Origin of the sequence: Streptomyces sp. PT12 (assembly GCF_003311645.1) — a bacterium.
Lineage (GTDB): Bacteria > Actinomycetota > Actinomycetes > Streptomycetales > Streptomycetaceae > Streptomyces.
Genome location: NZ_QEST01000235.1, coordinates 218,635 through 242,075, shown reverse-complemented (window position 1 = coordinate 242,075; position 23,441 = coordinate 218,635). Strand labels below are relative to the sequence as shown.

At 74.3% G+C, this 23,441-nt stretch carries 20 protein-coding genes; 12 read left to right on the top strand and 8 right to left on the bottom strand.

Features of this window, described 5'->3' with window-relative positions:
* From DEH69_RS25395 to DEH69_RS25370, 6 genes are all read left to right on the top strand, one after another.
* Positions 1 to 906 (top strand): cation diffusion facilitator family transporter, encoded by a 906-nt coding sequence (locus DEH69_RS25395; RefSeq protein ID WP_113689298.1) that lies wholly within the window; start codon positions 1 to 3, stop codon positions 904 to 906.
* A gap of 174 nt (positions 907 to 1,080) precedes the next feature.
* Positions 1,081 to 1,839: a PE-PGRS family protein gene (locus tag DEH69_RS25390; protein ID WP_147255837.1), complete on the top strand. Its 759-nt coding sequence runs from the start codon at positions 1,081 to 1,083 to the stop codon at positions 1,837 to 1,839.
* 108 nt (positions 1,840 to 1,947) lie between these two features.
* Complete coding sequence (locus DEH69_RS25385; RefSeq protein WP_113689296.1) at positions 1,948 to 2,553, top strand: sigma-70 family RNA polymerase sigma factor; 606 nt, start codon at positions 1,948 to 1,950, stop codon at positions 2,551 to 2,553.
* 272 nt (positions 2,554 to 2,825) lie between these two features.
* The gene (locus tag DEH69_RS25380; RefSeq protein WP_113689295.1) at positions 2,826 to 3,572 is read left to right on the top strand and encodes a class I SAM-dependent methyltransferase; all 747 of its coding nucleotides are present in this window, start codon (positions 2,826 to 2,828) and stop codon (positions 3,570 to 3,572) included.
* Between the two features lie 78 nt (positions 3,573 to 3,650).
* Positions 3,651 to 4,700 carry a pyridoxal-phosphate dependent enzyme gene (locus DEH69_RS25375; protein WP_113689294.1) on the top strand — a complete coding sequence of 350 codons (1,050 nt, stop codon included), beginning with the start codon at positions 3,651 to 3,653 and terminating at the stop codon, positions 4,698 to 4,700.
* Positions 4,697 to 5,920 carry an ATP-grasp domain-containing protein gene (locus DEH69_RS25370; RefSeq protein WP_113689293.1) on the top strand — a complete coding sequence of 408 codons (1,224 nt, stop codon included), beginning with the start codon at positions 4,697 to 4,699 and terminating at the stop codon, positions 5,918 to 5,920. Before DEH69_RS25375 ends, DEH69_RS25370 begins: the two co-directional genes overlap by 4 nt.
* Positions 5,921 to 5,975: 55 nt before the next feature.
* On the opposite strand, the gene DEH69_RS25365 is transcribed toward DEH69_RS25370, so the two are convergent.
* The 5 genes from DEH69_RS25365 to DEH69_RS25345 are packed head-to-tail and all read right to left on the bottom strand — an operon-like array spanning position 5,976 to position 13,779.
* Positions 5,976 to 7,313: an extracellular solute-binding protein gene (locus DEH69_RS25365; RefSeq protein WP_113689292.1), complete on the bottom strand. Its 1,338-nt coding sequence runs from the start codon at positions 7,311 to 7,313 to the stop codon at positions 5,976 to 5,978.
* Entirely contained in the window at positions 7,310 to 8,296 is a 987-nt protein-coding gene (locus tag DEH69_RS25360) for a hypothetical protein (RefSeq protein ID WP_113689291.1), read from the bottom strand. Before DEH69_RS25360 ends, DEH69_RS25365 begins: the two co-directional genes overlap by 4 nt.
* Positions 8,293 to 9,759, bottom strand: a complete 1,467-nt coding sequence (locus DEH69_RS25355; RefSeq protein WP_113689290.1) for a vWA domain-containing protein — start codon at positions 9,757 to 9,759, stop codon at positions 8,293 to 8,295. Before DEH69_RS25355 ends, DEH69_RS25360 begins: the two co-directional genes overlap by 4 nt.
* A 52-nt stretch (positions 9,760 to 9,811) precedes the next feature.
* Positions 9,812 to 12,142 carry a tetratricopeptide repeat protein gene (locus DEH69_RS25350; RefSeq protein WP_113689289.1) on the bottom strand — a complete coding sequence of 777 codons (2,331 nt, stop codon included), beginning with the start codon at positions 12,140 to 12,142 and terminating at the stop codon, positions 9,812 to 9,814.
* A complete protein-coding gene (locus DEH69_RS25345) occupies positions 12,139 to 13,779 on the bottom strand; it encodes a serine protease (RefSeq protein ID WP_181727601.1) in 1,641 nt (546 codons plus the stop codon). Before DEH69_RS25345 ends, DEH69_RS25350 begins: the two co-directional genes overlap by 4 nt.
* Positions 13,780 to 14,003: 224 nt before the next feature.
* On the opposite strand from DEH69_RS25345, the gene DEH69_RS25340 reads away from it, so the two are divergent.
* The 5 genes from DEH69_RS25340 (at position 14,004) to DEH69_RS31785 (ending at position 17,263) form a co-directional block, all read left to right on the top strand.
* On the top strand, positions 14,004 to 14,294 hold the full coding sequence (locus DEH69_RS25340; protein WP_258534949.1) for a trypco2 family protein: 291 nt from the start codon (positions 14,004 to 14,006) through the stop codon (positions 14,292 to 14,294).
* Positions 14,295 to 14,637: 343 nt separating this feature from the next.
* On the top strand, positions 14,638 to 15,822 hold the full coding sequence (locus DEH69_RS25335) for a helix-turn-helix domain-containing protein (RefSeq protein ID WP_113689286.1): 1,185 nt from the start codon (positions 14,638 to 14,640) through the stop codon (positions 15,820 to 15,822).
* Positions 15,823 to 15,923: 101 nt separating this feature from the next.
* Complete coding sequence (locus DEH69_RS31795; protein WP_181727600.1) at positions 15,924 to 16,097, top strand: hypothetical protein; 174 nt, start codon at positions 15,924 to 15,926, stop codon at positions 16,095 to 16,097.
* A gap of 564 nt (positions 16,098 to 16,661) precedes the next feature.
* The gene (locus DEH69_RS31790) at positions 16,662 to 16,994 is read left to right on the top strand and encodes a hypothetical protein (protein ID WP_181727599.1); all 333 of its coding nucleotides are present in this window, start codon (positions 16,662 to 16,664) and stop codon (positions 16,992 to 16,994) included.
* Positions 16,991 to 17,263, top strand: a complete 273-nt coding sequence (locus tag DEH69_RS31785; RefSeq protein WP_181727598.1) for a hypothetical protein — start codon at positions 16,991 to 16,993, stop codon at positions 17,261 to 17,263. Before DEH69_RS31790 ends, DEH69_RS31785 begins: the two co-directional genes overlap by 4 nt.
* 238 nt (positions 17,264 to 17,501) lie before the next feature.
* Here the strand turns inward: DEH69_RS31785 and DEH69_RS25325 are convergent, their stop codons facing one another.
* The 3 genes from DEH69_RS25325 to DEH69_RS25310 all read right to left on the bottom strand — a co-directional run bounded on the left by DEH69_RS25325 (position 17,502) and on the right by DEH69_RS25310 (position 21,998).
* Complete coding sequence (locus DEH69_RS25325) at positions 17,502 to 18,758, bottom strand: vanadium-dependent haloperoxidase (RefSeq protein ID WP_258534948.1); 1,257 nt, start codon at positions 18,756 to 18,758, stop codon at positions 17,502 to 17,504.
* Positions 18,759 to 18,994: 236 nt separating this feature from the next.
* Positions 18,995 to 20,221 (bottom strand): ROK family protein, encoded by a 1,227-nt coding sequence (locus DEH69_RS25320; protein ID WP_113689284.1) that lies wholly within the window; start codon positions 20,219 to 20,221, stop codon positions 18,995 to 18,997.
* Positions 20,222 to 21,242: 1,021 nt separating this feature from the next.
* Positions 21,243 to 21,998, bottom strand: coding sequence for an SDR family NAD(P)-dependent oxidoreductase (locus tag DEH69_RS25310; protein ID WP_113689283.1), 756 nt, complete (start codon positions 21,996 to 21,998; stop codon positions 21,243 to 21,245).
* A 266-nt stretch (positions 21,999 to 22,264) separates the two neighbouring features.
* Between DEH69_RS25310 and DEH69_RS25305 the strand changes: the two genes are divergently transcribed.
* On the top strand, positions 22,265 to 23,428 hold the full coding sequence (locus DEH69_RS25305) for a lactonase family protein (RefSeq protein ID WP_113689282.1): 1,164 nt from the start codon (positions 22,265 to 22,267) through the stop codon (positions 23,426 to 23,428).
* Positions 23,429 to 23,441: the final 13 nt, after the last annotated feature.

The window sequence follows — 23,441 nt, the reverse complement described above, 5'->3', positions numbered from 1 at the left end:
ATGGGTCACGGACACGACCACGGCCTGACCTCCGCGACCGGGAGGCACCGCTGGCGCCTCACGGTCTCGTTCCTCATCGTCGGCTCCTACTTCGTGGTGGAGCTGGCCTTCGCGCTGATCTCCGGTTCGCTCGCCCTGCTCTCGGACGCGGGCCACATGGCCGCCGACGTCGTCACCCTGGCCGCCGCGCTGGTCGCCACCCGCATCGCCACGCGCCCCGACGCCACGGGCCGCCGCACCTATGGCTCGTACCGCGCCGAGGTGTTCGCCTCGGCGCTCGCGGTGCTGATGATGTTCGGCGTCTCCGCCTACATCGTCGTGCAGGCCATCGGGCGCGTGGGCGCCCACGCGGAGGTGGAGACCGGGCCCATGCTGGTGGTGGGCGCGATCGGCCTCGCGGTGAACGTCGCGGCGCTGCTGCTGCTGCGCGCCGGGGCCGCCGAGAGCCTCAACGTCAGGGGCGCCTATCTCGAGGTCGTCGCCGACACCGCGGGATCCGTCGGGGTCATCGTCGCCGGGTGGCTCGTCGCGGCCACCGGGTCGCCGCTGTGGGACACCGTGATCGCGCTCGCCATCGGCGCGTTCGTGGTGGTGCGCGCGGTGATGCTGGGCCGTCAGGTGCTTGCGGTGCTCGGGCAGCACGCCCCCGAGGGGATGAGCGCGGAGGCCGTGGCCGACGACCTGGCAGCGATCGACGGCGTGGCCGACGTGCACGACCTGCACCTGTGGACGCTGACCTCGGGCATGCCCGTGGCCACGGCGCACCTCGTCGCGACCGAACGCGCCGACACGCACGCCGTCCTCGACGACGCGCGCGACGTCCTGCGGCGGCGGCACGGGGTCGCCCACGCCACGCTCCAGGTCGAGCCCGCCGACCACAAGGGCTGCGACGAGCTGGACTGGTGAGCGCGCCGGTGACCGCGGGGGCGCACGCCCCATTCACTTGAGAAGTCGTAGGGAAGGGCGGTCGAGTTCCCGCCCTTCCGCCTTTCGTTTTCGCCCGAAGAAAGTCCTGTTCCGGATATCGTCAGCCTCCCCGCGCGATGCCACCATGGTGCCGTTATGGAAGCGGGCCGAGTGTTGCGTGGCGCGCGAGCCGCCGTCTTTTCGGCGCTCTGCGTGCTGCTCGCCGCTTCGGGTCACATGGCGATGTCGGGGGATCACCTGCCGGGCTTGGCGCTCGCGGCGGCGTTCGTCGCGGTCTGGGCCGGGGCGGTGGCCCTCGCGGGGCGGGAGCGCGGCGCGGTCGCGGTGACGGCGGCGACGCTGGTCACCCAGGCGTTCCTGCACGGCCTGTTCTCGGTGCGCGGCGGCGCCCCGGCCGCCCCCGCGCCCGACCCGATGGCGGGCTCGGCGGTGCACCGGATGGCGGGGCACGTGCTGTGCGAGTCCTCGACGGCCGATCCCCTGTCGTTCGGCGAGGCGCTGCGCGTGGTGACGGACGCGGGCCTGGCCTCGCACGTCGGGCACGTGCCGGGCGGCCCGCCCCCATGGGGCGACACGGCCACGGCCGCGCCGCACGCCATGCCGGGCGGGACGGTCGGCATGGTGGCCCTCCATGTGGTCGCGGGGCTGCTGAGCGCCGTCTGGCTCAGATACGGCGAACGCGCCGTCTTCCGGCTGCTGCGCTGGGCCGCACTGCGGGTGCTCGTGCCGCTGCTGCGCGTGGCGTTCCCCCGCTGCCCCGCCCCTCCCCCGCGCGCGGCCACGGGGCGCGAACGGCGCGGCGCGACACCGAGGCAGCCGCTGCTCGCCCGGCGCATGGGCTCGCGCGCGCCCCCTGCCGCGCTCGCTGTCCTCGTGACAGCGCGGTGCCACGGCCGGGTCGCGCCCGCCTGACGACAACGTTCTCCCCGCCCCCCGGCGGGGCCCCCGCGGTCCCGGCCTCCCCGTCATCGCGCCGCTCCCCCGTGCGCGGCGCGGTTTTCGCGAAAGGCGACAAGGACCGTGACCTCATCACTCGCTGCCGTGTCACGCGGCGAGCAACCACCCCCCGACGACGCGACGTTGACCACGTGGGCGCTGGCCGCGCGCGGCGGCGACCGACGGGCTGAAGAGTCGTTCGTGCGCGCGGTGCGCGGCGACGTCCAGCGCTATCTGACCCGGCTGAGCGGCGACGCGCAGGCCGCGGAGGACCTGGCGCAGGAGACGCTGCTGCGCGCGCTGCGCAGCCTCCCGGCCTTCGAGGGCCGCTCGTCGGCGCGTACCTGGCTGCTGGTCATCGCCCGCAGGGCGCTGATCGACAGCATCCGCTACGAGCGCTCACGCCCTCGGCTGGCCGAGACGGCCGACTGGATGTCCGCGGCGGAGAGCACGCGCCATGGGCACGTCCCGGGGTTCGAGGAGTGGATCGCGCTCAACGAGCTGCTGGCGCGGCTGCCCCCCGACCGCGCGCTGGCGTTCTGGCGGACCCAGGTCCTCGGCATGCCGTACGCGGAGGCGGCCGAGGCCAGCGGCTGCCCCATCGGGACCGTGCGGTCCCGGGTGGCCAGGGCGAGACAGACGCTGATCTCGCTGCTCGCGACGGCCGAGAGCGAGGCGGGCGGCCCCTGAACGCCAGCGGCTGAACGCCGACGGCCGAACGCCAGCGGCGGCGAAAGGGTGCGGCGGGCGGTCGTCCCCTTTCCCGGTCGCCGGAAAATGCGACGCGGTTCCCGCGGAAATCCAGATATGCGCCATGCAATTCCGTGTTTTGCGGAATGGCGCCCGGGGCACGATCGAGATCGCCTCCGGCTCCTTCTGGCCCGGTGGAAACGCTCCATTCACTCGCCCTGGAAAACGCACGGATCCGAGTAAGGGACGACTCGATTCGAGGTGGTCACCGCATGCGATGGTACGAGGACGAGAGCCTCTGGTCCGACTTCTCGTCCACGATGTTCCCCGCCCACCGCTGGGACGAGGTGGCGCGGCTGGTCGACGCGTCGCCGCTGCTGGCGTTCGGCTCCGGTGCCCGCGTCCTCGACCTGTGCTGCGGCCCCGGCGTCCTCGCCGTCCCGCTGGCCCGGCGCGGCGACGCCGTCACGGGCGTGGACCTCAGCGCGTCGATGCTCAAGGGGGCGCGCAAGGCGCTCGCGGGCGCCGGGGCGGAGGCGGAGCTGGTCAGGGCGGACATGCTGGAGTTCGTCAGGCCCGCGGCGTTCGACGTGGTGCTCAACGTCTTCACGTCGTTCGGGTACTTCGACGACCACGAAGACAACGTCCGCGTGCTGCGCAACGCCCATGACTCGCTCGTCCCCGGCGGGCGGCTGCTCATCGACGTGATGGGCAAGGAGGTCCTGGCGGGCTGGATCGGCCGCCCGCAGGTCGTCGAGTTGGACGACGGCTATGTGATCCAGCGCGACACCGTCCTCGACAGCTGGCGGCGGCTGCGCACCGACTGGACCCTGGTGCGCGGCGGGACCGCGCGCGAGGCGTCGATCCACTGCTGGCTGTATAGCGCGGCCGAGCTGTGCGCCCTGTTCGAGGAGGCGGGGTTCACCGCCGTCGAGTGCTTCGGCGGCTTCGACGCCTCCCCCTACGGCCAGACCTCCCGGCGGCTCATCGTCAGGGGCACCCGCCCGCAGCCCGGCTGACACCGCCCACCCCGTTCAGCCCACCCCACCCCGTTCAGCCAGTTCCGTCCGTTTCGCGCCCCCACCGAAGGAACCCCCGTGACACCACCCCCGCCCGCTGCCCCGGGCCCGCCGCCCGTGCACGAGCACATCACGGACGCCATCAAGGAGCCCGACCTGGTGCGCCTCGGGCCCGCCAGCGTGCTGGCCCGCTTCGAGACGCTCAAGGTCTACGCCGCGCTCGGCGCCGTGCGCACCCTGCTGGCCCGTGGCACGATCCGCCGGGGCCAGACGCTGGTCGACAGCTCGAGCGGCATCTACGCGCTGGCCCTCGCCATGGCCTGCCACCGCTACGGCCTGCGCTGCCACATCGTCGCCTCGACCACCGTGGACGCCACGATGCGCGTGCAGTTGGAGGTGCTCGGCGCCACCGTCGACCAGATGCCTTCGTCCCAGGACCTCCGCCTCGACCAGGAGCGGCGCGTGCGGCGCGTGCGCGAACTCGTCGACGGGCGGCCCGACATGCACTGGATGCGGCAGTACCACGACGCCGTCCACTACGCGGGCTACGAGGAGTTCGCCGACCTGGTCCAGGCCGCGCTGCCCACGCGCGAGCTGACGGTGATCGGCGCGGTGGGCACCGGCTCGTCAACGGGCGGCCTGGTGCTGCCACTTCGGCAACGCGGCGTCGAGGTGCGGCTCGTGGGCATCCAGCCGTTCGGGAGCGTGACGTTCGGCAGCGAGCGCTTCAGCGACCCCGAGGCGATCATCGCGGGCATCGGCAGCTCGATACCGTTCGGCAACGTCCGCCACCAGCTCTACGACGCGCTGCACTGGATCGACTTCAGGCACGCCATGGCCGGGGCCGTGGGCCTGCTGCGCAACCACGCGGTCTTCGCCGGGCTCTCCACGGGCGCCGCGTATCTCGCCAGCCGGTGGGAGACCGCGCGCAACGCCGGCCGCATGTGCCTCGTCATCGGCCCCGACACCGGCCACCGCTACACCGAACGCGCCTTCGCCCGCCATCGCGAGGCGCCGGATCCGCGCTCCCTGAAGCCCCACCAGATCACGCGCCTCGCCGACCTCACACCCCCCTGGTCGGTGACCGAGTGGGGCCGCAGGGCGTACCCCGAGGAGCCCACCCCATGACCGTCGCCGCGCTCGAACTGCTCTCCTTCGGCCTCGCCCGCATCGTTCGGGCCGCCGACGACGCCGGGCACCGGCTGTGCCTGCTGACCCAGGACCGGGCCGTGTACCGGCACGAGCTGGACCAACTGCCCGAAGGGGCCCTCGACATCGTGGACATCGACACCCTGGACACGGCGGCGTGCGCCGCCGCCCTGGGCGCGATCCCCGATCTGGGCGGGCTCATCAACTCCACCGACACCTTCAGCGTGGCCGCGGCCGACATCGCCGCCGGGCTCGGCCTGCCGGGACCCGACCCCGCGGCGGTCCGGCTGGTGCGCGACAAGCTGCGGGTCAGACAGGCGCTGCACGCCAAGGGCCTCAGCCGCCTAGTGGCCCACGCCGTGCCGCCTGCGCCGGAGGGCGCCGCCGTCGTGCTCGCCACGGTCGGGCTGCCCGCGGTGCTCAAGGACACCTCGGGAACGTCGTCGCGCGGGGTGTGGCTCGTGCGGGACGAACGCGCCCTGCGCGCCGCCCTCGACGCCGCGTCGCGCACCCCGCTCAAGGGGCGGCTGCTGGCCGAGCCGCTGGTGGCTGGCCCGGTCTACAGCGCGGAGACGCTGAGCTGGGAGGGCGAGACGCGGCTGCTCGGGGTCACGAGCCGCCAGATGTCGCCCGAGCCCGCGGGGCGCGAGGAGGTCGCGTCGTTCCCGGTCGCGCTGCCAGCCGATGAGGCGGCCCGCGTCGCCGCCTGGGTGGGCGACCTGCTCGCCGCGGTGGGCCACGAGGGCTTTGGACACGTGGAGTTCGTCCTCACCGGCGAGGGGCCCGAGCTTGTCGAGATCAACCGCAGGATCGGCGGCGCCATGGTCGGCGAGGCGCTGTGCCGAAGGCTCGGCACCAACGTCTACGACGCCCTGGTCGACACGGCGCTCGGCCGCCGCCCCGCGCTGCTCGACGGGGACGCGGCGCCGGGCTCAGGGCCCGGGCCCGCGACCGCGTTCGCCCTCGTCTACCCGGAGCGGCCAGGGCGGCTGACCGGCTGGAGCGGGCTCGACGCGCTGGCGACCTTCCCCGGCTCGCCCGAGTGGTATCCGACGGCGGCGCCGGGGGACGCGGTGGAGCACCTGACCGACCAGCGGGGCTGCACCGGGATCGTGCTCGCCGAGGGCGCCACGGCCGAACTCGCCCTGCACCGGGCGCTGAGCGCGGCCGGAAGCGTTCGCCCGCTGATGGCGGGGTGAGCCGGGGCGCCCCGTGGGGCGCCGAGGCGGAGAGCGGCGCGGGGCGCCGCCCTCTTCAGTCCGTCTCGCCGCACACCGACGGGATCGCCCGGTCCGGGGTGGCCGTGGTGTCGCGGATCGCCTCCAGCTCGTCGAGGATCGCCGGGAGCCTGCTCTGGTCCGCGAGGAACGTCAGCACCGCCTGGTGGAACGCGTCGCGCAGGGCCGGGGGCATGACGTCGGACGCGTCGAGGCACAGCGGCTCGGGCGGGTCGGCGAGCGTGGCGGCGAGCGCGTCGTGCACCTCGTCAGCGGCGGCGGACGCGCCCGGGCCCGCGGACGCGTCCGTACCCGGCGCGGCGAACAGCGGCGGGGGCAGCGTGCCCGACGCCTCGGCGTTGCGATCGGACACGGCCTCGGACCAGATGCGTTGGGTGCTGGGCGCGGCAAGCCACGCCATCAGCTCCTCGGCCTCGTCGGTCCCGCGGAACATCGCCGCGTAGTCGGCGCCCGCCTCCCAGCCCCGCTGGCGCCCCTGGGTGCCGGGGAAGAGCCGCGCGGAGGGCGCGAACGCCGCTTCCAGGTCGCCGTAGTTGCCGCGCGCATGCGAGCCCTGGTGGTCAAGCTGGCATACGGGCCCCTTGTTCAGCCCGGCCGAGGCGTTGCCGTAGTCCCTGGTCAGGGACTGGACGCCGCGGGTGGCGCCGCCCGCGGCGACCAGCTCGCCGAACGTTCGCCACGCCCGCTCCACCGCCTCGCCGTTCCACGCGGTGCTCGGGCCCTCCTCGCCGCGGGCCCAGCCCTCGTAGACCTCGGGGCCCGCCTGCTGGAGCAGCACGTCCTCGACCCAGTCGGTGCCTGGCCAGCCCGATGTGGCGTCGGAGCCCATGCCGAGGCACCACGAGCCGCCGTTTTCGAGCAGCCGGGGGAAGTCGTCGGGGCCGTGGGCCGCGGCGTCGTACCAGACCAGGCTCTTGAGGTCGACCTTGACGGGGAACCAGTAGGCGGCGGTCCTGGTGTCGCGCCCTGTGCGGACCTCGTTGACCCAGGGAGCGCCGTAGACCTCGCCGAGGGACCTGTCGTCGAGCTCGAAGTCCAGGGCCGTCAGCTCCCCCCGCTGGGCGTACTGCGTCAACTCCCCCACGCTCGGCACGATCGCGACATCGGGCGGAACGCCCGCGTCGACCTCGGAGAGCAGCACCTCGCGCAGCGCGGTGGTGCCCTGGTAGTCCACCTCGATGCCGGTCTCCTCGGTGAACTCGGCCAGCACGCGCTCGAAGAGCTCGGCCTCGCCCCGGGTCCAGGAGGCGAGCACGGTGACGCCGCGCTCGGCGGGGAAGACCAGGCGGACGGCGAAGCCCGCCAGCACGGCGAGGGCCACGAGCACGGCGCCCACGAGCAGTCCCCGCCTCATCGCGCCCTGAACCTGTACTCGTCGAAGCGCGGCCAGAGACCTCGCGCCATCTGGCCCGCGAGCAGCAGGCCGAGCACGGGGACCAGGCCAGCAAGGCCCTCCCACTCGTCCGTTCCGCTCATCGCGTCGTCCACCTCCCTCGCGGTGTCCTGCACGGAGTTCGAGACGTCCTCGGCGGGCCCGCGCCGCTGCGTGTCCGCGTCGCCCGTGACGGGGCCCCAGGGGCTGAGCAGGTCCTCGCGCAGGGAGTGTCCCGCGGCGTCGAGGGCGTCCTGGGTCTCGGCGGTGGCGTAGGCCACCGCGCCGAGCGCGATCAGCAGGGTCGCGGTGGCGCCCAGCAGGCCGAGGTTGTAGCGGCGCCTGAAGCGGCGGCGCAGGAGGACCTGCGTCTCGATCAGCACGAGCAGCAGGGCCGCGCCGCTCACCAGCGTGGCGCCCCAGGCGAGTTGGGCGCCGCGGTCGAACGAGACCTGGCCGTCGAGGACGTCGTACTGCTGGTCCTGGAGGCTGTCGAGGCGGTCGAGGATGCCGTCGAGGTCGCGGCTGAGCGTGCCCTCCGCGTACCACAGGTAGCCCTCGCGCAGGGTCGCGTCGGTGCGATGGCGGTCCGCCTGTTCGAGGAAGCCCGAGTAGGAGACGATCAGGCCCGTGACGGTCTCGAGGGCGCGCAGCCCCGACTCGCCGCCGACGGCGGCCCCGGCGGCGCGGGCGAGGCTCTGGTTGGCCACCGCGATCTGCACGCGGTAGCCGCCGCCCGTGCTCACCAGCTCGCCCGTGGCCGAGTCCCGCACGGCGTCGAACGACTGGAGGAGGGCGTTCTGCGCCGCCGTCACGTCGAGGATCGCGGGCGCCGTCCGCTCGCGCACGGGCGCGGCCTGGCTGTGGACGCCGGTGTACGCGGTGAACAGCGAGGCCATGGTGGCGACGGTGAGGACCAGCAGGGCCAGGGCGCGCAGCACCAGCGCGCGGCGGGTCGTGCTCATCCGCGCCCCGCGCCGGGTGCCCCGTCCTGGGCGGTGCCGCACGTGCCGCAGAACGCCGTGCCAGGGGGGAGGGTGGCCGGGCAGTCGCCCTTGCGGCAGGGGACGAGGACGAGCGCCGGGTCCACGGGGGCCAGCCGCTCGGGGGCTGGTCGCGGGCCGACCTCGGCGGCCACGGAGACATGGCCGAGCATCAGCAGCCGCCCGAGCCTGCGCCCGTCGAACGCGGGCTTGATGGCGACCTTGCCCGCCACCGGGTCGTGGACGTCGGCGATCTCGGCCACCTCGGCGAGGACTTCGGCGTGCCCGAGCTGGTGGGCGAGCCGGACCGTGGTGCCAAGGGCGGACAGCAGCGCCGAGCCGTCGCCCGCCTGGTACGCGTCGTGCGCCGCTGCGGCGGCGAGTGTGAGGTCTTCGTGGAGCGAGAAGTGCTTGCTGAGCTGCGACATCTCGGTGGGCGGCCCGCTGCCGTGGCGCCAGCGGACCAGCACGGGCTCGGGCGCGGGGTCGGGAACGCGGTCGCTGCCCGAGGCGACCTCGACCCACGCCAGCTGCATCGTCTCGTCGAGCGTGGCGTCCTTGGGGTCGGCGGTCAGGCACAGGTGGTACTGGCGCACCTCGTCGCCCGCCCAGGGGTGGGTGGCGAACTCCACGGCGCGCTCGTCGACATGGACGCCGTCCGCGGTGAGGTCCCGCAGGGTGGGGTGCACCTGCCGCAGGAACCGCAGCCCAACGCCGCGGGTCAGCGAGACGCGCAGCGTCAGGGCGTGGAGGGTGCGGGCCATGGCGGTGCGGATGGACCGCTCGAACTCGGCCTCGAGGTCGGACTCGCGCAGCACGGCGCTCGCCGTGCCGTTGAGGCGCCCGGCGACGCGGATCAGCTCCTCGCTGTTCCAGCCGGTCCCTATGCCCCGGGCGTCGCAGACGAACTTCCCTTCGCACAGGGCGAGTTCGTCGTCAAGCAGCTCGCGGTCCACGACGTTGTGGCCATCGGTGAGCAGGACGGCGTGCCTGACCTCGGCCGTGCTCATGGCGAGCAGGTCGCGGGTGAGCCTGAGCCAGGAGCCGATCGCGGTGCCCCCCTCGGCGAACAGGTGGCCGATCCTGGCCTTCGCCCTGGCGCGCGAGTCGTGGTCGGCGACCTCAAGGCGCTCGGCGTGGCGCGGAAACGCCATGCGCGCCTGGTGCGTTCCCCGCACCACGGCGAACTCGGTGCCGTCGCGCAGGGCGTCGACGGCGGCGCCCGCGGCCCGTTGGGCGGCCTCAAGCTTGGTGGGGGGCGAGCCCATCGACCCCGAGCAGTCGACGATGATCACCTCGGCGGCCCTGGGCGGGCCGCCGAGCGCGGCGGGGTCGACGCCGCGCGTGCGGACCTCGATGAAGACGTGCATGCCCGCGTCGGGGTTGCCGACGGCCAGGTCGATCTCCTGGCTTACCGTCAGGGCGACGGCGGGGGTGGGAGTCATGGGCGTGCTCCTTCGCATCGCCTCTCGGCCGTGCGACCGCGTCCTGGCGGCCTCACAGCAGCGTCAACGGGCGGACATGGTTGGCGTGGTCGATCAGGGCGGCGTGCTCGTCGGCGGTGGCCGCGCGGCGGGCGAGCCCGGTGAACGACTCCTCAAGCAGCTCGCGCAGCCGCCGCTCCGCCGCGGGGCTGCCGTAGAGCGGCCCCGCGGCCAGCCCCGGCGATGGCCAGCCCCGGCTCGCCGCCCAGTGGAGGGCCGCCTCGCGCATCTCGGCGGTCAGCCGCAGGCGTTCGTCACCCTCGGTCAAGCCGCCGTCGAGCGAGAGCCCCGGCAGGCGGTGCTGTGCCTCGGTGAAGTCGCCCGCGGTGGGCTGCTGTCCTGTGAGCCTGCCCACCAGGAGCCGAACGGCGGCGATCCGCGCCGCCGCGTGGTGCGGGGCGTGCGAGGGCACCTGGTCGAGCACGGCGCGCGCCGCGGCGCGTTCGCCGCGCGCCAGCCGGATCCTGGCCAGCCCGAACGCCGCGGAGCCGTCGGCGTGGTCGCGGCGCCACACGGCGCGGTAGAACGCCTCGGCGCGGTCGAGGTCGCCGCCGCTCTCGGCGCAGTAGCCGAGGGCGAGCTGGGGCGCGGTCTCGCCCGGCAGGGCCTGGCGCACGGCGCGGAAGCACTCCACGGCGGAGCGCGGGTGGGACGGGTCGAGGCCGAGGGCGGGGGCCAGGACCCGGTGGACCTCGGCGTTTCCCGCGGGGGCGTTGCCCAGGGCGAGCAGCAGCCGCCCGTGGTACCAGGCGACGCGCCAGTCGCCGTGCGCCACGGCCTGGGACAGCTCGCGGCAGGCGCGCACCAGGGCGGCGCGGGCCGGGGCCGTCTCGCCGATGGCCAGCGACGTGTCGCAGTCCAGGAGCTCGCGCGCGGCCTTGGGGTGGTCGGGGTGCGGCACGGGCGCGGGCAGCGCGGCGGCGACCCGGTCTGGCGGCGGGCGGCCCGGGTCGATGGCGGGCGGCTCGTGTCCTGGCGGACGCAGCCAGTGCCGCGGCGGGGGCGGCGAGGCCAGGCCACTGTCGAGGAGGTCGGCTCCCGGGGCGAACAGGGTGGAGCGCGCGGCCTGCTGCTCCCCGTACTCCGCGCGCAACTGGCGCCAGACGCCGCGCAGTTGCTCGAACATCTCGGCCGCGGTGGCGAAGCGCGCGGCGTGGTGGGGCGCGGTGGCGCGCCGGATGACCAGGTCGAACGACTCCTTGGCGACGCCCTCGGGGACCACCGAGGCCCTGGCCAGCTCCTCCAGGGTGGTCGCGACGGTGTAGAGGTCGGTCAGCCGGGAGAACCTGGGGATGCCGCGCCGCCGCTCCTGGCGGGGCGGGGGCGCGCCGTTGGCGCCGCGCCGTGGCCTGGTGGGCGCGGTGTCGGGCCCCGGCTCGTCGGGGTAGAGCTCGACGCGCGGCAGGTAGTGGTCGGTGTGCACGGCGGGCGAGACGTCGTCGTCCATGCGGCGGACCGCGCCCAGGTCGATGATGGTGATCTGGTCGCCGTGGTGGATGACGTTGGACGGCTTCATGTCGCAGTAGAGCAGGCCGTGTTGGTGCAGATACTCCAGGGCGTTGAGGATGCGGCAGCCGTAGACCGCGACGTGTTCGAGGCGGAGCGGGCCGCCCAGGATGTCCTCCTGCCGGTCCCTGGTCCCAAGGGCGCTCAGGGGGCGGCCGTTGATGAACTCCATGACGATGTAGCCGGTGCTGCCCGCCGTCACGAAGTTCCTGATGCGGACGATGTGGTCGTGCTGGAGCGCGGTGAGGAAGCGGCGCTCGGCGGTGGCGACGCTCAGGGCGGTGGCGTCGTTGTTGTTGATGAGGCCCTTGAGCGCGACATAGGAGCCGTCGAGGTTGTGGTCGCGGGCCAGATAGATCCAGCCGAGGCCGCCCTGGGCGACGCAACCGACCACCTCGTACTGGTCGTTGAGCCGGTCGCCCGGGTGCAGCTGCGGCGAGAAGTCGAACGGGTGGCCACAGCGCGGGCAGAACCCCCTTGAGGTGGCGGGCTGGTTGCCGAACGCGACGCCCACCAGCTGCGGGCAGCCCTCCCAGCCGCAGCGGCGGCCCTGCCTCGACGCCCTGGGGTCCTTGATGACAAAGGCCGAGGGGTCGGGCACGGACACGGGCGGCAGCGACATCTCGCCATCCCCCGTCGAGGAGGACGGCGGCGTGGGCGGCGGCGACTCGGCCTCGCTGCCGCCGCCCGTCGGCACGGTGACCGGGTCGGAGCCGAACGAGCCCCCCGAGCCCTCGGAGGCGGGGCCCCCGGTGCCCGCGGGGCGGCGGCCGCAGGTGTCGCAGTACCCGGTGGGCGCGAGTGTCCCGCCGCAGCCGGGGCGGGCGCAGGTCGTCATCGCGTCCCCTTCCGCTGAAGTGCCCCCAGGTAGCGCCCGACCGCGGCCCGCGCCTCGGGAACGTCGCACGGCCCGCGCCACAGCAGATCGCGGGCCTCGATGTAGCGATCGGACAGGTCGAGGGCCCACTGGCTCGGGTCGCGGCTGTCGGGCCCTCCCGGCGCCCCGCGCACCCCGGCGTGCGCGGCCTGGAGCAGCCCGCGCAGGTCGTCGCGTTCGGCGATGAGGTCATCCAGGTCGTCGACCGCCCGGTCGAGCAGGGTCTTCGCCCTGGCGAGGTCGGCGAGGAGCGCCGCCGAGCTGTCGGCCGTCCAGGCCGAACGCGCCTGATGGCCGCCCGCGCGCAGCGCGGCGACGGCCCGCTCCGCGCGCACGACGACGGCAAAGGTGCCCGCCGCCTCCCGCACGGACCTGGCGGCGGGCTCCTCGTTGTCCTTTACCCGGCGCAGCCGCTCGGGAAGGCCCCGCCGCGCGAGGTCGGCGCACACGGTCAACTCCCGCTCCACCGCGCCAAACCTGAAGTGGAAGTCGAGGCGGGCCACGATCGCGTCGCGGGCGGCTGGCTCGTCGCCGTGGAAGACGAGGAGCATGCGGCTGCCCCGCTCGGCGAGCACCCCGAGCAGCGCGACGAGGTCGGCGGGGTCGGCCGCGCGGTCGACGCCGTGCACGGCGATGGTGAGCGGCAGCGGCCGCCCGCGCAGCCCGTCCTCCGGCGTCTCACCCGGCGCGAACGTGACGCCGACGCGGTCGGCTATGCGCTCGGCGACGGCGGCCCTGGTCTTGTCGGTGGCGTCGACGGCCAGGTCAAGGGAGCCGACGGGCGGGATGGTGCCGGGCGGGAGGTCGGTCAGCCGCTCGGCCCGGTCCCTGGCGGGCATGCTGCGGGTGGCGACGGAGATGGCGCGCAGCAGGGGCTGGGTGCGGGTGTGGTCGTACGGGGCGACCCTGACCGCCTCGACGGGGGCGGAGCCGACGTCGCCGAGCCACCGGGCGAGGACCTGGGCGAGTCCGACGTCCTCGTCCTCGGAGCGGCGGGCGTCCTCGGAGAGCAGGCCGCGGTCGACGGCGGAGTCGCCGCGGACATAGGGGTCGAGCTGGGGGAGGTGCTGGAGCATCGTGTCGACCGGGATCATGAACGAGGCGCCAAGGTCCTCGCCCTTGACGCGGCTCGCGACGATGCCGATGACGCGGCCGGTCTCGCGGTCGACGACCGCTCCCCCGCTGAACCCCGGGACGACGACGGCGCCGTGCCGGTCGGGGTGGACCTGGACGCGGCCGTCGCCGCCCGGCGGGCCGCCGAGGTGGCCCTCCAACTCGAAGCCGCTGTCCACGTGGTCGGGGAAGCCGAGCAGCCTGACCCCGCGGTGCCTCGTGGGGGCCAGCCGGTGCAGCACGGTGGCCCACGCGGCGGGCAGCGGCCGTTCGAGGCGTAACAGCGCGAGGTCGCCGATGCGGCCCCAGTACGCGTCGCCGTCCAGGCGCGGGATCCAGCCGTCGTCGGTGACCGTCGCGTGGCTCGACACGATCCGGCCGTATCCGCGCGCAGCCTCGACCCGCACCCGCACCTCGGGGCCGCCCAGCAGGTGGGCACACGTCAGCACGTGGTGTGAATCGAGCAGCAGACCCGCCCCGAGCACCGGTCTCAGGGGCTCCCCGGGCTCCCCGGACTCACGGATGCGGACCAGCCAACGCTCCGTCGACTCGCCCCCCATGCCGTCACAGCATACTCGTGGGATGTCACACCGCGTAGACTCCCGTAGCCACGGGCGGGGCCGACACGGTCGAATGGCCGGATGACAACGGCCCCGCGAGAGGGTCCCGGGGGGCTGAAGTGAACGTAGCGGGCGAGGGTTTCGTCGGGTTGTCCGAGGTGATCGGGCAGGTGCGGCGGGAGTTGGCGCAGGCGTGGCGGGAAGGCGAGGGCCAGGCCGTGCGGTTCGGGGTGGAGCGGGTGAGTCTGGAATTCGCCGTGCAGGTGCACCGCGCGGGCGACGCGAAGGCCGGGCTGCGCATCGGGGTGCTGACCGCGGACGTGGGCGGCGGGGCCGCGCGGGACGCCACCCACCGGATCCAGGTCGAGCTGCTGCCGCACCGCGAGGGGCGCGGGGAGATGCTGGACGTCAGCAACCCGCGTGGCCGCGGCCTGGATTGAGGCTCCCGCCGGGTGGCCGCGGGCCTGCCGCATGGCTTCGCCGTGCGGCGGGGCGTCCGGGATCGTCAGCGGACAGCCGGTGCGCTCGGCCGCGCGGTCGTCCATGGCTCAGGGGGTGGCCCCATCCTGCGCAGCGACGTCGCCCGGCAGGATGCCTGCCCCCGCGCAGGCGGGGTGGCCCTTGTGCTGTCTGGACAACCGGAGGGTGCACGCAGGCGCCCTGAGTCGGTGGACCACAGCGCAACGGCCCCTCCGTCACTGAGTGGTGATGGCGAGGCCGCTCGCTGTTCCCCGACTTCCGCCGAGGGTACCGTCCAGGTGTCACCCGAGGACGGAGTTCAGCATGCCACATCAGACTGACGACCACACCGGCGCGCGTGTCAAGCGCGCCAGGAAGACCCGGGGGCTCACCCAGCGAGAACTGGCCGATATCGCGCCAGTGTCGTACTCCACGATCACGAAGATCGAGCAGGGGCTCATGGCCGCGAGCCCAGCCGTGCTGGGCGCGCTCGCCCGCGCCCTGTCGGTGCCCGTGACCGAGCTCACCGGCCAGCCGTACCTCGAAGACCTGCGCCGGGATCAGCTGGACGGGTTGATCCAGCCGATCCGCGACGCCCTCGACCTGTACGACCTTGGCGCGGATCCGCTCGTCACCCCGCGCCCGGTGGAGCAACTCGCCAACGCGGCCGACTCGCTGTGTGCCCTGGTCCGCGCGACGGACCTGCGCGGCGCCGCCGCCGCGCTTCCGGGCCTCATCGAGGAGGCAACGACCGCAGCGTGGGCAGCGCCGTCGTCGGAGGCGTGGCGGGTGCTCGCGAGCACGTACCGCACCGCCTACGACGTCTCCTCGAAGCTGGGTTATCTCGATCTGTGCACAGTCGCGCTGGACCGGATGGAGTGGGCGGCGCAGCGCGGCTCAGCGCCAGCGGTGTCCGCGATCCGGCAGTACATGCGGGCTCTGGTGTACATGCGCGGCGCCGAGTACCGCACCGGGGGGCGCCTCCTCGATGCCGGGTTGGCGGCGCTGGAGCAAGCCGACCGCGGCCGGGAGCGGGATGTCGTCACCGGCCAGCTGCACCTGGGGGCTGCCGTGTTGACTGCGCGCGCACAGGACGCCGCGGCGGCCGACGCGCACATCGCGGAGGCGCAGCAGATCGCGGACGCCACCGGCGCGGCAGAGCGCGTGCACTGGCTGGCGTTCGGACCGACGAACGTAGCCATCCACCGGGTCGCGGCGCTCTCCGAGCGCGACGACTACGACCGTGCGGTGCTCGCTGCGGACGGCATCACGTTCCCGGAGGACTGGCCGCGGTCGCGCACGGCGCACCACCACGCGGAGGTGGCGCGGGCGCAGCTGTGGACAGGACGGATCGACGATGCGTTCCGCAGCCTCCAAGCCGCGCGCCGGGCCGGGCCACAGCAGACCAAGTACCACCCGATGGTGCGGGAGACCTACGCCGGGCTGGACGCGGCGAAGCGGCAGCTGCCGCACGAGTTCGTGTCGTTCGGGGCGTGGCTCGGCATGTGACGCCGCGTGAGGCAATGGCCCCGACTACCAGTGATGACTGATAGTTGGGGCCTGGTCACGGCGTGAGGATATGCGGGTCACCCCACCTCATGGAGCCGACCATGACGAGAACCCCCCTCACGCCCCCGACGGGACATCTGCCGCCCGCGCCGCCACCGTTGAGCGACGACCCGCCGACGCTCATCGTCGGGCGGGAATGCCCGCCCGCGGTGCCGCTTGATCTGTGTCTGGGCTGCCGCGACCGGGTGCGCCTGCGTTCGGGCGATGCGTCGTGACGGAGCGCTGTGCGTCGTGCGGGACGACGATGCCGCCGCTGGTCGTGGTGGCGGTGCACCATGCCGGGTCGGGTGGCGGGTGGACGCACCGCGCGTGCGCGAGCTGCCTGGCGCGCGAGCGGCTGATCCCGCTCGCCTTCCACCCGCTGCGCCACGACGGGTCACGGCTGACGTACCCGGAGATCGTTCCGGGTGAACTGGTCGCCACGCTCGCGCCGTTGGGCGAGTCCCCCGCACTCGCCGCGCCGGTCACGCGGCTGCTGGCCGCCGTGGCCCGCACGAAGGACCGCACGCTCGACGCCGACCAGCGGCACGCCGCCCACGACGCCGCCCGCGCCACCGTCGCACACCTGCGGAAGGCCGCCCGGCAGGAAAGCAGCACCGTTCGGCAGCCACGGTCGAACGGCGCAATCGAACGCGACCGCCCCGCCGCGCCCGGCCGAGCAGCCACACCACCACCCCTGACCCCTCCACCACGTTTGGGAGCCCGCCGTCCTCTGGCCATTCCTCTTCTCGCCCCCGTCCCACCGGCACGACGAGCGCCCGCGGAAGCGACATGCGGCGATGCCCGCGACGGATGTGCGACGCGTCGAGGTCACCCCGGCATCCATCCTCACCGGGGACGTACTCACCATCGGCGAACGCCACTTCAAGGTCATCACCCGCACCCCCGTCCACGGCGGGATCAAACTCGGGCTCACCTCCGGCCACCTGTTCGTCATGCCCCACCGCACCACCCTCACCATCTGGCGCGCCGACCCACCCGGCTTACGGCCCCGCTCCTTCTGGGAAACAGCCCTCCGCCCACCCCCGCCCACCCAGGCGGAGATCATCGCCCAGACCGCCATCGGCTGCGCCCTCGTCATCGCCATCACCCTGGCGGTGATCGCACGATGAACCCCACCGGAATGGTCGCGATCGAAATCACCGCCGCCACCGTCAGGCTCGGCGACCAACTGGTCGTCGGCGGACGGCCCTACACCGTCACCGACATGAACGCACTCGCCAGCGGCGGCAAACTCCTGCACTTCCACGGAGGCGAGTCCTTCCACATGGGCCGCTTCACCGTCCTATGGGCCAGCCGCCACATCTCCCAGCTCCCCGGCTTCCTCCCACCCCGCCCCAGACGCTACGCGGCAACACGCCACCAGCGCACCACGCGGTAGCACGCCCTCCGGGCGACGGCGCTACGTTCGCAACAGGACCTACAGCGTGTCCGGGATCGTCAGCGGACACCCGGTGCGCCCGGCCGCGCGGTCGTCAGGAAGGGACCGGAGGTGGCCGCCCGTTGAGCCGTCGTCGGTCATGACACCCCGCCCCGTGCTGGTGGTTCACCACGTGCCAGCACGGGGCGGGGGTGTGCTGTCCGCTCCGGGATCGGTGCGCTCACCTCTGGCGGGACGGTCAGGAGAGCAGCGCGTTCGCGTGGCGCAGGGTGTGCTCGGCCACGGTGAGCCCGAGCTCGACCCCGGCCTCGTCCGCGGTCCTGGTGTGGATGCCGGACCACACGCGGGCGTCGACGTTCTCGTCGCTCAGTGTGGACCAGCGGGTGTAGGTGCGGGTGACACCGGGCGCGGTCGGGCTCGTCAGCTCGAACGGCGCGGTCGTCGGCCCGGTCAGTGCCGTCAGCACGCCCTCGGCCGCTCCCGCGTAAGTGCCGTGCCCGCTGGGGTAGTCGGGATGGGCCGGGGTGGTGTGCAGCGGTGTCCACTCGGTGTCGCCGCCCGCGCGCAGCGCGGTGACGGGACGCCAGCGCAGATGGGCGTACTTGCTGTCGGACGTGGCGATCTGCGTGTCGACGAGGGCGACATGGAAGAGCGCGACCAGGGCGGTCCGCTCGGCGAGCGGCGCGTCGAGGCGTTCGAGTGCCGTGCGCAGCGGGGTGGTGTAGAGGGTGGCCGACGAGCCGTACCAGAAGGCGGCGGTCTCGGTCTGGAGGTCCGTGCGGACCGTGGAGTCGGCGGCTCCGAGGTCCCGCACCTCGGCGAGGTCCGCCTCGTACGCGGGCGAGCCGAGCGCGGGCGGCGCGGGCAGCCGGTACGCGTCGCCGCTCGGCAGGAGGAACGGGCGGGCGAAGCGCGTCCCGGCCTGGGTCGGGCTGGCGTGGCCTGGCGGGGTGGGCTGCCACATGCCGGGCGCGGGCTCGGGGACGGGAAACGCGACGTTCACGGACGCGGGGTCGAGGCCGTCGCCCTCCCGCTCGGCCAGCAGCGCCTCGGCCTCGGCGCGGCCCGCGGCGAGCCCGGCGTCCTCGCCGCGGCCGTCGGGCGTGCGGTCGAGGGTGAGGGCAAGCGCCGCGTCCAGCTCGGTGGCGCGGTCGGGCGCGAGGGCGCTGAGCGTGTGGTGAACGGCCCCGGCGAGCGCGGCGTTCTGGAAGGCGGCGCGGTCGCGGCCGCGCGGCGCGGAGTCGACCGCGCGGTGGGCGGCGACCCAACCGATCGCCCAGGTACGGCTGTTGGTGACCTGAGTGGGGGCACCGGAGGCGACGATCGTGTCGTTGGTGACCTCGAACCACTCAAGGGCGGTGTCGACAGCGCCGTTGGCTTCGGCCGTCCTCGCGGAGGGGGTGGGGGCGGCGCTCGCGGTGGGGGTGGCGGTGACGGCCAGCGCGGTCGCCGCCGCGACGGCGGCGGTGGCGAGCAGGCGTGCGGGTGACCTCAACGGGCGCTCCTGAGCGGGGAGTCGAAAGCCGGACGCGCGCCATCCTCGCACCGCACTGTGGCATCGACATGACGGTGTGTGACCACCGGATGTCCCTTGGGCCGGGGCGGGAACGGTGCGCGCGGGGCACGCGGGGAGGGCGTTTCAGCCGATCGGGGGAGGCGTGAACCGCCGCCCCGCCGTGCCCGGTTGACGCGGCCACTGGGGCGGCGCGGCCAGTCGCATGGCGCAGCCGGTCACGTGGCGCGGCCGACGACCATGTCGACGCGGGCCGGGGAGAGCACATGGTCGGTGGCGAGCAGCGCCGCGCCGAGGGCGGCGGCGCTGCCCCGGGTGCGGCTGGGCTCGATCAGCAGGTGCTGGGTGGCCAACGGGTGGGAGCGCAGGTAGACGGCCTCCCTGACCCCGGCGATCAGCTGGTCGCGGACCGAGGAGAGGGCGCCGCCGAGGACCACGGCCTCGGGGTTGAAGAAGTTGATGAGCCCCGACAGCACGTCGCCCACGCGGCGGCCCGCCTCGCGCACCATGCGGACGGCCTCGTGGTTCCCCGAGCGGACCAGGGCGGCGACGTCGCCGCCCGAGGTGGCAGGCGTTCCCGAGCCCGTGAGCCTGCGGGCCAGGGCCGCGCCCCCGGCGACCGCTTCGAGGCAGCCGATGTTGCCGCAGCGGCAGGGCGTGGTGTCCACGCCCACCCTGATGTGCCCGATGTCGCCCGCCGAGCCCTGCGCGCCCCTGTGGAGGCGGCCGTCGGCGATGAGGCCGCAGCCTATGCCGGTGCCGACCTTGACGAAGAGCAGGTGGCCGATGTGCGGGAAGACCAGGCGTTGTTCGGCCATGGCCATCATGTTGACGTCGTTGTCCACCAGGGCGTTGACGCCGAAGCGGTCGGCGAAGAAGCGCGGGATGGGGTACTGGTGCCAGCCCGGCATGATCGGCGGGTCCACCAGGCGCCCGGTGCGGGCCTCGACCGGGCCAGGGGCGCCCACGCCGATCGCGCGCAGCGACGAGGCGGGGCGGCCCGCCTCCTCCAGCAGCCGGGCGAGGGTGCGGGCGGCGTGGTCGAGCACCGCGTCGGGCCCCTCGGTGATGAGCAACGGGTCCTCTCTGGTGGCCAGTTCCTCGCCGCCGATGTCCAGCAGGGAGACGCGGCAGTGGGTGGCACCGAGGCCGATGCCCGCGACGAGGTGGTCGCGGGTGCGCAGCGAGAGCCGCCTCGGTAGCCGCCCTCCGGCCGACTCGCTCTCCGCGCGCTCGTCGAGGAAGCCATGGGCGACCAGGGCCTCGACACGCTGGGAGACGGTGGAGCGCGCCAGCCCGGTGAGCCGGGCGACATCGGCGCGGGTCTCGGCGGCGCCGCCGGTGACGAGGGCGAGGATGTGGCCCGGGGAGCCGAGCGACGCGGCCGTGGGGGCCGGGGCGAGGGCGGGGGCCGTGGGGCCATGTGGCGTCAGTGGTGAGGACATGACACCTCCAGGGAAACGCTTTGGCCTCTCAGAGGCGAAAGATGCTTGACGGTGGACGGAAGTGGGAAACTTTCCTGCGTTATTACCCGCGCATGACGCCTTGACCGCAGGGAACACCAGCGACCTGCGCGGCAAGCCGCTGCGGATCACGCCCACCGACGAGGGCGGCTACACCCTTCCCGAGGGCAACCTCTTCGCGCCCGGCACCGAGCGCACAGCGACTCCGGCCCCGACCGGGGCGGCCCGACGACCGAGCGGGGGCCCGATGGCCTGGTGGAGTACAACGTCATCAAGGAGCCCGGCAACTACGGCTGGCCGTTCTGCCACGGGAACAACCAGCCGTAGCGCCCTACGCCCCGGACACCGGCGAGGTCGGCGAGGTCGGCGAGAAGTTTCGACTGCGCCGCCCCGGCCAACCCCTCGCCCAACAACACGGAGCTGACCGAGCTGCCGCCCGTCGAGCCGCCGCAGGTCCGGTGCGGCTACGGCGTCTCGGAAGAGTTCCCCGAGATGGGCAAGGGCGGCTCGGCCCCGACCGTGGAGATCGACTTCCCCGTGGACGGGCAGCTCATCGAGTTCGGTGACCAGATCCCCTACCGGGTGACGGTCACCGACCCGGAGGGCGGCGAGATCGACTGCTCACGGGGCCTTGTCAACCCGGCACTCGGCCATGACGACCACGAGCACGCCACGTCCGACCTCCCGGGCTGCGAGGGCACGGTGGACACCGGCGACCTCGGCGGCCACCCCGAGGGCGCCGACCTCTCCTCCGTCGTCATCGCCCGCTGCACCGACGGGGGTGCGGGGGCGCCCCCGACGGCGAGCTGGTGGCCAGCACCCCCGGTGCACAACACGGGTGACTGGGACGCCTACGAGTCGACACAGCCGGTGCCCGTGGCGGATCTCCCGGGACGCACCGGCTGTACGCGGTGTTCAGGGCGGCCCGAAACAGCTCGTTCGACGTGGACTCGCTGCTGTTCCCGGCGGACTGACCGGCTCGGGGCCTTTCGTCCCCGCGCTGTCAGGCGCGGGGGCGGAGGCGCAGCCCCTGCATGCCGCCGTCCACGGCCAGGTCGGTGCCTGTGGTCGCGGCCGAGCGCGGGCTCGCCAGATAGGCGATGGCTCCTGCGACCTCGTCGGCGCTGACCAGGCGGCCCGTCGGCTGGCGGGCCTCCAGGGCGGCGCGCTCGGCGGCGGGGTCGTCGGCCGTGTCGAGCAGCCTGGCCACCCACGGGGTGTCCGCGGTGCCGGGGTTGACGCAGGTGACACGGATGCCGTCGTGGATGAGGTCGGCGGCGGTCGCGCGCGTCAGGGAGAGGACCGCACCCTTGGTGGCCGAGTAGAGCGCCCTGTTGGGCAGCCCCGCGGTGGCGGCGATCGAGCACGTGTTGACGATGGCCGCGTGCGCGGAGGCCCGCAGATGCGGCAGGGCGGCGCGGGTGGTGCGGACCATGCCGAGGACGTTGACCTCCCACAGGCGGCGCCACTCGTCGTCGGGGTTGTCCTCGATGGTGCCCTGGGCGCCGATGCCCGCGTTGTTGACCAGGATGTCGAGGCCGCCGAGCGCGGCGGCGGCCTCGGCGACCGCGGCGCGCACGGCGTCGTCATCGGCGACGTCGGCGCGGACGCCGATCAGGGGCTCGGGGACCTCGGGCACCAGGTCGAGGCAGGCCACGCGGGCCCCTCGCCGGGCGAGGAGGGTGGCGGCCGCCAGGCCGATGCCCGAGGCGCCGCCGGTGACGACGGCGGCGAGCCCGGCGAATTCCTGGTCGCTCACGTGAGGGTCCTCTCTCGCGCATACATAGGACCAATTTATAGTCCTCTGGACGACTCCCCGTCCAGGGGCGGATCAACGCCCCTGATCAGGGCCTCAGTTGTCGTGGGGCGGCCGTCAGGGCCGATCGAGACATGGGATGTGGGGAGCTCGTGGCCGTGGTCCGGAACTCGGCCGTGCCTCTTCCCCCGGGGGGCGCGGGGCGGTGATCCTGTACCGGCAGGACCACGGGCCCCGCTCCCCCCACCGTTCGACGAGGAGAACTCCCCATGACCCCACAGGTCTCACGCCGCACGACGCTCAGCGTGAGCGGCGCGACCGCGGGCGGCCTGCCCCTCGCCGGGGGCGCCGCGGCGAGCCCGGCTCGGGTGGACCCGTTCCGCTTCTACCTCGGCGCCTACAGCGGGGGCGACCCGGCCCATGGCATCGGGGTCGCGAGCGCCGACGAGGCCAGCGGGGCCCTGGCGCTGGAGGGGGTGGTGCCCACGGCCGACCCCTCGTTCCTCGCGCTGTCATCGGGGGCCGCGGTGCTGTACGCGGCCAACGAGACGGACGACGGCCGCGTCACCGCGTTCGCCGTGGCCGACGACGGCACGGTCGGCGCGGCGCTCGGCAGCGCGCCGAGCGGCGGCGCGCACCCATGTCACCTGGCTGTGCACCCGGCGGGTGGCCACCTGTTCACGGCCAACTACGGCTCCGGCACCGTGGGCGTGGTGGCGCTCGGCGACGACGGCGCCCTGGGCGCTGTACTCCAGGTCGTCGAGCACGCGGGCTCGGGGCCCGACCCCGACCGGCAGGAGGGCCCGCACGCCCACCAGGTGGTCCCGGTGGGGGGCGGGGAGCGGCTGCTCGCCGTGGACCTGGGCACGGACTCGGTGCACCTCTACGCGTTCGACGCCGCCGCGGGGCGCCTCACGCCCGAGGCCGAGGTGAGGCTGGCGCCGGGGTCAGGACCCCGTCACCTTGTTGTCCACCCCGGGGGCCGCACCGTCTATGTCCTGGGCGAGCTCGACTCGACGCTGACCGCGTGCGCCTATGACGCGGACGCGGGCACGCTCACCCCCGGCGCGGCCGTTCCGACGCTGCCCGAGAACGCCTCGTCCGAGGGCAACTTCCCCGCCGCGATCCTGGTCTCCTCCGACGGCAGGTTCGTCTACGCCTCCAACCGCGGCCACGACAGCGTCGCGGTCTTCTCCGTCGAGGGCGGCGACGAGGCCGCCCCCCGGCTGATCGCCACCCACCCGTGCGGGGGCGCGGGGCCGCGCCACATGGTCATGGACGCGGCCGAGATCCGCCTCTATGTCGCCAACCAGACCACCGGATCCGTCGCCGTCCTCGACCGCGACCCCGCCACGGGCGCGCTCTCCCCCGGCGTTGGCGACCTGGGGTTCGCGCGGGTCTCCTGCGTCCTGCCCGCCGCCACGGCCCCCTGACCCGCGCCGGGGA